The sequence below is a fragment of the Bartonella sp. MR30HLJHH genome (genome assembly GCF_042194195.1).
Taxonomy (GTDB): Bacteria; Pseudomonadota; Alphaproteobacteria; order Rhizobiales; family Rhizobiaceae; genus Bartonella; species Bartonella grahamii.
Genome location: NZ_JBHIMO010000110.1, coordinates 1 through 570, shown reverse-complemented (window position 1 = coordinate 570; position 570 = coordinate 1). Strand labels below are relative to the sequence as shown.

At 48.1% G+C, this 570-nt stretch carries 1 pseudogene; it reads left to right on the top strand.

Going from position 1 to position 570, the window contains the following annotated elements:
• Positions 1–570 (top strand): annotated as a pseudogene (locus ACFIKR_RS09605) (phage tail protein); the annotation flags it as partial.

The following is a 570-nucleotide window of genomic DNA, read 5'->3' as shown; positions in this document are numbered from 1 at the left end:
ATGGCAACAGGTTTTCTACACGGTGTTGAAGTTGTCGAGGTTGACGACGGCACCCGTCCCCTTCGCGCGGTTCAATCGGCAGTTATTGGAATTGTTGGCACAGCGCCTGATGCAGATGAACAAGTCTTTCCTCTTAATACACCGGTTTTGATAGCAGGCTCTCTTTCACAAGCAGCAAAACTAGATAAAACAGGTAAACAACGTGGTACTTTACCCAATGCTCTTGATCTTATTTTCAAGCAAGTGGGAGCAATTGTTGTTGTCATCCGTGTGAAAGAAGGTGACAATGAAAATGCAACACTCACCAATGTTCTGGGTGGTGTGAATGCAAATGGCGCTTATGAAGGCGTCCATGCTTTGATTGGAGCGGGGTCCATTGTGGGACAAACACCACGCATTCTCATCGCTCCAGGCTTTACACACAAACGCCCTTCCAGTGTGAATATTGAAGAGAATGGAACTGGTGCAACTGCCAACCCCGTCGCAGCAGAACTGATTGGCATTGCAGAGCGTCTGCGTGCTATTGTGGTGCTTGATGCACCAAACACAACAGATGAAGCAGCCCTTAGC